At 73.8% G+C, this 10,028-nt stretch carries 9 protein-coding genes; 1 reads left to right on the top strand and 8 read right to left on the bottom strand.

Annotated elements, in window-relative coordinates:
- Positions 1-230: 230 nt before the first annotated feature.
- The gene (locus PSU4_RS29770) at positions 231-1,313 is read right to left on the bottom strand and encodes a response regulator receiver protein (protein WP_147115833.1); all 1,083 of its coding nucleotides are present in this window, start codon (positions 1,311-1,313) and stop codon (positions 231-233) included.
- 149 nt (positions 1,314-1,462) lie between these two features.
- Here PSU4_RS29770 and PSU4_RS29765 point away from each other — a divergent pair, with 149 nt between their 5' ends.
- A complete protein-coding gene (locus PSU4_RS29765) occupies positions 1,463-2,692 on the top strand; it encodes a tyrosine-type recombinase/integrase (RefSeq protein ID WP_147115831.1) in 1,230 nt (409 codons plus the stop codon).
- 47 nt (positions 2,693-2,739) lie between these two features.
- Here PSU4_RS29765 and PSU4_RS29760 read toward each other — a convergent pair whose 3' ends face one another.
- The 7 genes from PSU4_RS29760 to PSU4_RS29730 all read right to left on the bottom strand — a co-directional run bounded on the left by PSU4_RS29760 (position 2,740) and on the right by PSU4_RS29730 (position 9,743).
- Positions 2,740-3,765: a ferrochelatase gene (locus tag PSU4_RS29760; protein ID WP_147115829.1), complete on the bottom strand. Its 1,026-nt coding sequence runs from the start codon at positions 3,763-3,765 to the stop codon at positions 2,740-2,742.
- 7 nt (positions 3,766-3,772) lie between these two features.
- A complete protein-coding gene (fabI, locus tag PSU4_RS29755) occupies positions 3,773-4,549 on the bottom strand; it encodes an enoyl-ACP reductase FabI (protein ID WP_147115827.1) in 777 nt (258 codons plus the stop codon).
- Between the two features lie 33 nt (positions 4,550-4,582).
- On the bottom strand, positions 4,583-5,293 hold the full coding sequence (gene fabG / locus PSU4_RS29750) for a 3-oxoacyl-ACP reductase FabG (protein ID WP_147115825.1): 711 nt from the start codon (positions 5,291-5,293) through the stop codon (positions 4,583-4,585).
- A gap of 23 nt (positions 5,294-5,316) precedes the next feature.
- Positions 5,317-6,300 carry a VWA domain-containing protein gene (locus PSU4_RS29745; RefSeq protein ID WP_147115823.1) on the bottom strand — a complete coding sequence of 328 codons (984 nt, stop codon included), beginning with the start codon at positions 6,298-6,300 and terminating at the stop codon, positions 5,317-5,319.
- Positions 6,297-7,262, bottom strand: coding sequence for a DUF58 domain-containing protein (locus PSU4_RS29740; protein ID WP_147115821.1), 966 nt, complete (start codon positions 7,260-7,262; stop codon positions 6,297-6,299). The genes PSU4_RS29745 and PSU4_RS29740 overlap by 4 nt, the downstream gene beginning before the upstream one ends.
- Positions 7,259-8,368 (bottom strand): AAA family ATPase, encoded by a 1,110-nt coding sequence (locus PSU4_RS29735; RefSeq protein WP_147115819.1) that lies wholly within the window; start codon positions 8,366-8,368, stop codon positions 7,259-7,261. Before PSU4_RS29735 ends, PSU4_RS29740 begins: the two co-directional genes overlap by 4 nt.
- 61 nt (positions 8,369-8,429) lie before the next feature.
- Positions 8,430-9,743: an NlpC/P60 family protein gene (locus PSU4_RS29730; protein ID WP_147115817.1), complete on the bottom strand. Its 1,314-nt coding sequence runs from the start codon at positions 9,741-9,743 to the stop codon at positions 8,430-8,432.
- Between the last annotated feature and the right edge of the window lie 285 nt (positions 9,744-10,028).

The raw sequence follows: 10,028 nt of genomic DNA, 5'->3' as shown, positions 1-10,028 counted from the left end.
CGTCGCCGTTCGTTCGCGTCGCCGTTCGTTCGCGTCGCCGTTCGTTCGCGTCGCCGGGGCGTCGTCGTGTGTGCCGACGTCGCGTGGCCGCGTCGCGGATCGCCGGGCGTGTGACGAGCGCTGTCCGGCGACTCCGGTGACACGCTCGGTGCTGCGACAGCCCGCGAACGTGTCGTCAGCGCGTCTGCGCAGCTCTCATGACACGTCCGGTGTCTGTCGGCCCCGACCCGTCACGACGTCGACCGCACCGCCGCGACGAGCGCCGCCAGGTCGTCCGGGTGCAGCTGCCGCGGCGCCTCCGCGGCCTGCTCGGCGTCGCGTCGGGCGACCTCCTGCTGCGCCTCCCGCTGGGCCGCTTCGCGCTGGGCCGCTTCGCGTTCGGCCGCTTCGCGTTCGGCCGCTTCGCGTTCGGCGCGCTCCGTCGCCCGCCTGACCTCCGCACGCAGCCGTTCCCGGTCACGCTCCCACTGCTGGGCATCCGCCGCTGCCCGGGCACGCGCGTCGTCGAGCGCACGCTCGGCAGCCTCGACCGCTGCGCGAGCAGCCGCCGCGTCCGCCATCGCCGCGGCCGTGGCTGCCCGGGAGGTCGCCGCGTCGTCGCGGGCTGCGGCCGCAGCAGCGAGGGCGTCCTCGGCGCGGGCGCGGGCGGCGTCCCGCTCCCCCGTCGCCTCCCGTGCGGTGAGGCCCGCGTCGTGTGCTTCCCGCTGCGCGGCCACCGCTCGGGCATCGGCTGCACCGGCCCGGTCCTCGGCGGCGGCGCGAGCGGTCGACGCGTCCTCCGCCGCCTGCCGCGCCGCTCCGAGCGCCTCGGTGGCCTCCAGCGCCTGCCGGGCGGCGGCCTGGGCGCGGGTGACGGCGTCGGCGCGGTCGGCGGCGGCTTTCTCGGCGGCCTCGGCGCTGCGCCGGGCCCGGGCGACGGCCTCGTCGCGCTGTTCCTCGGCCGCGAGGCGGGCCTTGTCGGCCTCGGCCACCTGCTGGTGCGCGGTGTCGACGGCGGCGACCGCGTCGCGCTGCACCTCGTCGAGCCGGGTGTTGACGGCGTCGAGCATGCCGCGCAGCTCGTCGAGGGGGCCGCGGAGGCCGTCGAGGTGCTCGCGGAGCCGGTCGGCGTCGATGCGGAACGCGCCGGAGCCGGCGTCGAGGCCCAGCGAGGTGAGTGCGTCGCGTTCGGCGCGCGCCATCTGCGCGCAGGTGCGGCCGCCGTCCCAGCGGGTGTCGCGGCAGAAGGAGCGGCGCCGCCCGCCCTGGGGTCCGGGAGGGGGCAGCTCGGCGCGGCAGCGGCTGTATCCGCATCTGACCAGCTCGTCGATCACCGCCGAACCGTATCTGTTCGTCGTTTCGAAACTCGGTAACTAGTTCGGCGTTTCTTCAACTGAAGTGCCACACCAACGAAACCATCGTTTCGTTGGTGAACTCGGCGTGGCAGCCACGCGGGGACGCGGAGGCCCGCCACGATGGACCGGTGATCGACGACCCCCTGCTGGTGCTGGAGACAGGCAGCGCACCGTCCGGCCGAGCCGTCGCGGAACGGCCCGGCGACGAGTGGCCCGGCGTCGCCGACCCGGACGTCCTGCGCGCGCAGCTGCTCGACTGGTTCTCCCAGTACGACAACGCCGGCACCCGCCGGACCTACGCCTACGCGCTGGGGCTCCCCGTCGCGTGGGTCGACGCCCTCGGCGGCGCCACGCCCGGCGGCGACACGACCGGCGGCGACACGACCGGCGGCGACACGACACGAAGGCCACCCGCCGCCGCCCCCGGCCCGCTGCACGCCCTGGCCTGGTTCCGCTGGTGCGCCACCCGCGACCTCGACCCCCGGCAGGCGACGTCCGCACACGTCAAGGCCTGGCTGCACGCCCTGTCGTCCGCAGGCGCTGCGCGACGGACACGGCAGCGGATGCTCGCCACGCTGTCCGCGCTGTACGGGCACCTCGCCGAGACCGGGGCCGTCACGGCCAACCCCGCGGCGATCGACCGTCGGCGGCTGGGGCTCGTCGTCAGCACGCGGGAGCCGTCGCCGACTATCCGGCTGACCGCGGCGCAGGTCGCCGCGCTGCTCGACGCGTCGACGACGCTGCGGCACGGGCCCGCGACCCGGGCGCTGTACGCGACCCGGGCCCGCGCGGTCGTCGCCCTGCTGACGTTGGGGCTACGGATCTCCGAGCTCACCGGCCTCGACCGCGACGACCTTGTCCGCACCGGCGGTGACCAGGTGTTACGGGTACACGGCAAGGGAGGTGTGCGGCGGGAGGTCTACGTGACCGACCTCGCGCGGCAGGCACTGTCGGATTATCTTCTCGAGCGGGACCGCGCCGGCGCGTCGGCGGCTCCGGCCCGTCGCGGCACCACCCGCGCGAGTTCGGAGCCACTCGTCGCCACCCGCGACGGCAACCGCTGCTCGCGCGTCGACCTCTACACGCTGCTGCGCCGGGTCGCGGCTGCGGCGGGTCCGGAGCTGGCCGACGTCGCCGACCGCATCCACCCCCACGCCCTGCGCCACGCCTACGTGACGATCGCACTGGAACAGGACGCCCGCATCCAGCACGTGCGCGCGGACGTCGGCCACGCCTCGATCACGACGACCGAGCACTACGACCGCGGCATGCGCACCCGCGACACCACGGCGGCCGACCTCGTCGCGGCCGCCATCGCCGCGGCCCGGCAACGGCCGGACGACGCACCGGCGTCGTGAGTGGCAATAGTCGCGATAGCGACAGTCGCGATAGCGACTATTGCCACTCACAGGCTTTCAGCGCCGCAGCAGTCCACCGCGCACGGCGCCCCGTCGACGGTGCAGCCCGCCTTCGGGACATCCCCGAGACCCCGGGGCGCGACGCCGCAGGTGTGCTCGGCGATCAGCTCGACGACCATGTCGGCGAACCGCGGATCGGGCCCGGCCGTCGCGGCGCGGGCGAACCCGAGACCCAGACCCTCAGCCAGCTCGCGCAGCTCCTCGTCGAGATCCCACACGACCTCCACGTGGTCGGACACGAACCCGATGGGCGCCATGACGACCGCCGGCACGCCGGCCTTCGCGAGGGCCTCGACGGTGGGCTCGGGCTCCGGGGTCAGCCACGGCACCCGCGGCGGCCCGGACCGCGACTGCCAGACGAGGTCGTAGTCGTCGAGACCCAGCTCGGCGGCGACCAGCCGGGCCGCCTCGGCGACCTGCCGGGAGTAGCGGTGGTTGCCCTCGGCGGGGACGCCGTCGGTCTCGTCGGCGGCGACGGGGATCGAGTGCGCGGTGAACACGACGCGGGCGCCGTCGCGGACATCCGCCGGGAACGACGAACGAGCAGCACGCACGGCGTCGGCGTTGGCACCGATGAACGCGGGATGGTCGTAGAAGTGCCGCAGCTTCACCAGCTCCGGCGCCTCCTCCCCCACGGCGGCGCGGCCGCGGGCGATGTCCTCGTTGTACTGGCGGCACGCCGAGTAGCCGCCGTAGGCGCTCGTCGCGAACACGAGGGCGCGGCGGACACCGTCGCGGGTCATCTCCGCGACGGTGTCCTCGACCATGGGGTGCCAGTTGCGGTTGCCGAAGTACACCGGCAGGTCGGTGCGCGCGCGGATCGCCTCGATCAGCTCGCGGTTGCGGGCGTTGATCGGCGACACCCCACCGAAGGGCTTGTAGTGCGCCTCGACCTCGTCGAGCCGCTCGGGCGGCACGTTGCGCCCGCGCACGACGTTCTCGAGGAAGGGGCGCACCTCGTCGAGGCCTTCGGGACCACCGAACGAGAGCACCAGCAGAGCATCGACGTTCACAGAAGCGTCATACCCCGATTGCGTGGAACCCGCCGTCCGCCCACACCATCGAGCCGGTGGTGACGGGCAGCCAGTCGGACAACATGGCGCACACGGTCTTCGCGACGGGCACCGGGTCGTTGACGTCCCAGCCCAGCGGGGCGCGACCGTCCCAGGCGTCCTCGAACGCGGCGAAGCCCGGGATCGACTTGGCGGCCATCGTCTTCACCGGGCCCGCGGCGCACAGGTTGACGCGGATCCCCTTGGGCCCCAGGTCGCGCGCCAGGTAACGGGTCACGGACTCGAGCGTCGACTTGGCGACGCCCATCCAGTCGTAGGCGGGCCACGCCTGGCGGTTGTCGAAGTCCATCCCGACGATCGACGATCCGGGGCCGAGCAGCGGCAGCAGCGCCGTCGACAACGACTTGAACGAGTACGCGCTGACCTGGATCGTCGTGGCCACGTCCTCCCACGGCGCGTTCAGGAACGCACCCTCGCCCAGGCATGTGGCCGGGGCGAAGCCGATGGAGTGCAGGACGCCGTCGAGGCCCGGCTCGTCGCCCAGGTGCGGGCTGATCCGCTCCACCAGCGAGGAGAGCTGCGACTCGTCGGACACGTCGAGCTCGACGACCGGGGCGGCCTCGGGCAGCCGCTGCGCGATGCGCTCCACGAGCCGCATCCGGCCGAAGCCGGTCAGCACCACCTGGGCGCCCTGTTCCTGGGCGATCTTCGCCGCGTGGAAGGCCAGCGAGGCGTCGGTGATCACACCGGTGACCAGCAGGCGCTTACCGTCGAGCAGTCCCATCAGGACCCTTTCTAGGGGGAGGAAGGAAGGAGATCAGTGGCCCATGCCGAGGCCGCCGTCGACCGGGATCACGGCCCCGGTGACGTAGCCGGCCTCGGCGGAGCCCAGCCACGTGACGGCGGAGGCGACCTCCTCGACGGCGGCGTAGCGGCCGAGCGGGACCTGGGCGACGATCTCGGCGCGGCGGGCGTCGGGCAGCGCGCGGGTCATGTCGGTGTCGACGAACCCGGGCGCCACGACGTTGGCGGTGATGCCGCGCGAGCCGAGCTCGCGGGCGACCGAGCGGGCGAGGCCGACGAGCCCGGCCTTCGAGGCGGCGTAGTTGACCTGCCCGGCCGAGCCCAGCAGCCCGACGACCGAGGACACGAAGATCATGCGGCCGCCCTTGGCGCGCAGCATCCCGCGCGAGGCCCGCTTGGCGACGCGGTACGCGGCGGTCAGGTTGGCGTCGACGACACGGGTGAACGAGTCCTCGCTCATCCGCATGAGCAGCCCGTCGTCGGTGATGCCCGCGTTGGACACCAGCACCGCGACGTTGCCGTGCTTCTCCTCGACCTCGGTGAACGCCCGGTCGACGGCGTCGGCGTCGGTGACGTCGCACTGCACGGGCAGCAGGTCGTCGGGCAGGCCGTCGACGCCGCTGCGGTACGTCACCGCCACCTGGTCCCCCTGGGCGGCGAACGCTTTCGCGATCGCGAGCCCGATCCCGCGGTTTCCTCCGGTCACCAGCACGCTTCGTCCCACGTGCGGAGAATCTAGTGCACCCGTCAGGGCAGCCTGCGGCCCATCGCGATGCCCGCGCCGAGGCCGAGGACGAGCAGCAGCGCACCACCCATGAGCCACGGCCGGCTGGTGTCGACGCGCCGCGTCTCGTACCCGATCTGCTCGCCCAGCTCGGAGTACACCTGCCGGAGCTCGCCCTCCGACGCCGCGGTGAAGAACTGTCCGCCCGACAGGGCCGCGATCTCCTGCATCGACGCGTCGTCGACGGCGACCCTCGTCCGGCCGCCCTCGATGTCGATCGTGCCGTACTCGGTGCCGAACGAGATCGTCGACACAGGGATCTTCTCGGTAGCCGCCTGCCGGGCCGCGGTGAACGACCCGCGGGGCTCGTTCTCGCCGTCGGGGCCGGGGACGGTCTGCTTCCCGTCGCTCATCAGGACGATGCGCGCGGGCGGTGGGCCCTCGGCGTCCGACGCGGCGACGGTGCGGGAGAACGAGTCGATCGACTGCAGCGCGGCGAAGATCGCCTCACCGGTGGCGGTGGACTCGGACAGCTTCAGCCCGTCGACGGCTTGTTTGACCCCGGTGCGGTCGGTCGTCGGCGACACCAGCACGGCGGCGGTGCCCGAGAACGACACGAGCCCGAGGTTGATGCCGGGGGTGAGCTGGTCGGCGAACGACTTCGCCGCCGCCTGCGCGGCCGCGAGCCGGTTGGGCGCGACGTCGGTGGCCTGCATCGACAGCGAGACGTCGATCACCAGGACGACCGTGGCGCGGTTGCGCGGCACCCGGGCGTCGGCCTGCGGGCCGGCGATCGCGACCACCAGGACCGCCAGCGCGAGGATCATCGCCGCCGCGGGGACGTGCCGGTACCAGCCGGGGCGCTTCGGGGCGACGCTGTCGAGCAGCTCGAGGTTGGTGAACTTGACGACGTCGCGACGACGCCGGCGCAGCAGCCACACGTATCCCGCGACGAGCGCGGCGACGACGAGCAGGGCGAGCAGCCACCACGGGTGTGCGAACGTCACCGTCCGCCCCCGGACGAGGTGCGCTTGCGGGCCAGGACGAACCGCACGATGTCGGCGATCCAGTCGGAGTCGGTGCGCAGCGTGAGCTGGGCGGCACCGCAGCGGCGCAGCGTCGTGGCGACCCGGTCGCGGTGCGCGCCCGCCGCCGCGGCGAACTCACGGCGCAGCAGCGGCGTCACCTGGACCTCGCGCTGACGCCCGGTCTCGGGGTCGGCGAGGACGACGGTGCCGGCATCGGGCAGGTCGAGCTCGCTCGGGTCGAGCACCTCGACGGCCAGCAGATCGTGCCGGGCCGACAGGCCGCGCATCGCGCGTTCCCACGTCGGCTCGCCCAGGAAGTCCGAGACGACGACGGCCAGGCCACGACGCCGGGGCGGGCGGCGCAGCTGCTCCAGGGCCTCGGCGAGGTCACCGCGGGTGCCCTCGGGGGCGCGCGGCAGCTCGGCGGCCCGGCGGACCAGCCCGCGGGCGTGTGCGGTGCCACCGCGGGCGGGAATGCGGACGGTCCGCTCCCCCGTCGCGACGATCGCGCCGATGCGGTTGCCGCCCCCGCGGGTCAGGTGCGCGATCGCCGCCACCGCGGCGACGGCCAGGTCGCGCTTCTCGCACGAGGCCGTGCCCAGGTCGAGGCTCGCCGAGAGGTCGAGCACCACCCACGTCTCCAGTTCGCGGTCGGCGACCGTCTCGCGGATGTGCGCCTCGGTGGTGCGGGCGGTGACGGCCCAGTCCATGCGACGCACGTCGTCGCCGGGCTGGTAGACCCGCGCCTCGCCCGGCTCGCTGCCCGGCCCTGGCACGAGCCCCAGATGGTTGCCCTGCAGCAACCCGTCGAGACGGCCGCGGACCGTCAGCTCCAGGTTGCGCAGCGCAGCGTCGAGCCGCCCGTCGCGCAACGACGGCGGCGCCGTCGCCTGCCGGCGCGCACCGGGCGCCGCACGGCCGGCGGGTGGGCCCGGACTCACGTCGCGGCACCCGCCGGGCTGTACTGCGGCCGCGCGCTGACCTGCGGCAACGGCACCGTCTGCAGCACCCGCGACACGATGTGGTCGACCGGCACCTGGTCGGCCACCGCGTCGTAGGACAGCACCAGGCGGTGGCGCAGCACGTCGGGGGCGACGTCGAGGACGTCCTGGGGCAGCACGTAGTCGCGTCCCCGCAGCAGGGCGAGGGCACGGGCGGCGGCCACGATCCCCAGCGTCGCGCGCGGCGACGCACCGTAGGCCACCCAGCCCGCGACGTCGGACAGGAGGTGCTCGGCCGGCGTGCGCGTGGCCACCACGAGCCGCACGACGTAGTCGACCAGGGCGTGGTGCACGAACACCCGCGACGCCGTGGCCTGCAGCCGCGTCAGGACCGCCGGGTCGATCACCCGGTTCGCGACGGGCGGCTCCGCGCCCATCCGGTAGACGATCTCCCGCTCCTCCTCGACACCCGGGTAGTCGACGACGATCTTGAACAGGAACCGGTCGCGCTGCGCCTCGGGCAGCGGGTAGACGCCCTCGTTCTCGATCGGGTTCTGGGTGGCCAGCACGAGGAACGGGTCGGGCATCGGGAACGTGCGCCCGCCGATGGACACGTGCCGCTCGGCCATCACCTCGAGCATCGCCGACTGCACCTTGGCGGGCGCGCGGTTGATCTCGTCGGCCAGCACGAAGTTGGCGACGACCGGGCCGAGCTCGACGTCGAACTCCTCGCGGCCCTGCCGGTAGATGCGGGTACCGAGGATGTCGGCCGGCACGAGGTCCGGGGTGAACTGCAGTCGCGCGAACGAGCCGCCGACGACCGTCGCGACCGTCTCCACCGCGAGCGTCTTCGCGACGCCGGGGACACCCTCGATGAGCAGGTGGCCCTTGGCCAGCAACCCGACCAGCATGCGTTCGACGAGCTGGTCCTGCCCGACGATGACCCGCTTGACCTCGAAGACCACGCGCTCGATCAGCTCGGCGTCGCGCGCCGGCGTCGCGGGGCTCTCCTCGCCGGCTGCGGGAGGGGTCCCGGGGTTCGAGGCCGGGTTCGAGGCCGGGGTCGACGCCGGCGGGCCGGGGGGCACGGACTCGGGCACGCTCACGCCGCCCATCCAACCGTCTGCACCGTGTGACGACCGTGAGCCCTCCCCGAGCGGGCGAGCCTCAGAGCATCCTCGCGACAGTCGGCAGCAGCCCCGCGTAGCGCACCGGGCTCACCCGGACCCGCGCACCCGAGTACGGCGCCTCGACCATCTTGCCGTTCCCGATGTAGAGCGCGATGTGGTAGACGCGGCCGTTGCGTGCCCAGGCGAGCATGTCGCCGGGCCTCATCTGCGACAACGGGACCTGTTTGCCCGCCGCGTGCTGGTTGCCGCTGTAGCGGGGCAAGCGGATCCCCACGCCGGCGAAGGCGTAGAGCATCAGCCCGGAGCAGTCGAAACCGATCTTCTTGTAGTCGCCGTTGGCGTCGGCGACGCCGCCGTCGCGGATACCGAGGCTCGGGCCCCGTGCCGTGCCGCCACCCCAGGCGTAGATGACGCCGAGCTGCGACATCGCCCGGTCGATGACGACCTGCACCGAACCACCGGTGCGCGGCGCGGACGGCGGCGGCGCCGTGCCCGCGCGGGCCGCGGCGGCCTGCTGCTCGGCGCGCTGGCGGGCCGCCTCGGCCTCGGCCTGTTGGCGTTGCCAGTCGTCGAACCGTTGCCGCTGGGCCCGCAGCCCGGCGTCGGCGTTCTGGGCGGCGTCGAGCTGGCGCTGCACCTCGTCCTGCTGCGCCGAGACCTCCTGCAACCGCTGGAGCTGCGCGGCCGCGGCCTGCCGGGCCTGCGCGAGCGCCGCGTCGGCGGCCTGCTTGGCCGCGGCGGCGGCTGCGGCCTGCCGGTCGGCCTCCTCCTGGGCGGCGCGGGCGGTGGAGTCGGCGTTGGCCTTCTCGGCGCGGGCGCGCTGCAACGCGTCGAGCGCGGACGTCTGCTGCTGGGTGATCGCCTCGGTCAGCTGCGCGCGGTCGACGAAGTCCTCCGGACCGCTCGCCGACGTCAGTAACCCGAGTGGCCCCAGATCGAGACCACCTTGATATGTGGAGGCGACGAAGTCGTCCAGCCGGGTGCGGGCCGCGTCGATCGCCGCACCCGCCGCCTCGGTCTCCGACCGCGCCTGCAGGGCCCGCTGCGCGGCGGCCTCGGCGGCCGACTGGGCGGTGTCGAACGTGTCCTGCGCGGCGTTGGCCGACTCGTGCTGCTCGGCGACCTGGATCTGGAGGTCGTCGGCCTCGGCCTGCAGGTCAGCGAGCCGTCCCGTCAGCTGCGCGACCTGCGCCGACCTGCTGTCGACGGCGTCGCGGCTGTTCTGCAGGTCCTGGTTGCTGGGGTTGGGCGGGGGCTGCGGGGACGGCTGCGCGAACGCTGCCGGCGTCCCGGCGGTGAACGCCAGAGCGGCCGACAGCACCACCACGAGCACCGCGCGCCCGACCCGCACGACACCTCCCCCTCTGGCCGCCGATGATCACCGACGAGGCCGAGAGGACTGTGCCATTCGAGCGACATGTTCCCAACCGTCACACGCTTCCCCGTGAGAACTTCCACCACATGGCGTAACGGATACTGTCCGTTCGACAAGGGGAGGTAGCACCCCCGAAGGGCGATTCCAGACGTAGTGCTGACCCCATTCCGCACGACGGACGGCGCCTGGACCATTCGACCGACGATTCGGCGCGGCCGCACCCGGCGGCCCGAGCGAGCAGGACCGAGGGGACTCATGACC

It is taken from the genome of Pseudonocardia sulfidoxydans NBRC 16205 (assembly GCF_007989085.1).
In the GTDB taxonomy this organism is placed as follows: Bacteria; Actinomycetota; Actinomycetes; order Mycobacteriales; family Pseudonocardiaceae; genus Pseudonocardia; species Pseudonocardia sulfidoxydans.
The sequence above is the reverse complement of the archived record's forward strand: the minus strand, read 5'-3'. Positions and strand labels throughout refer to the sequence as shown.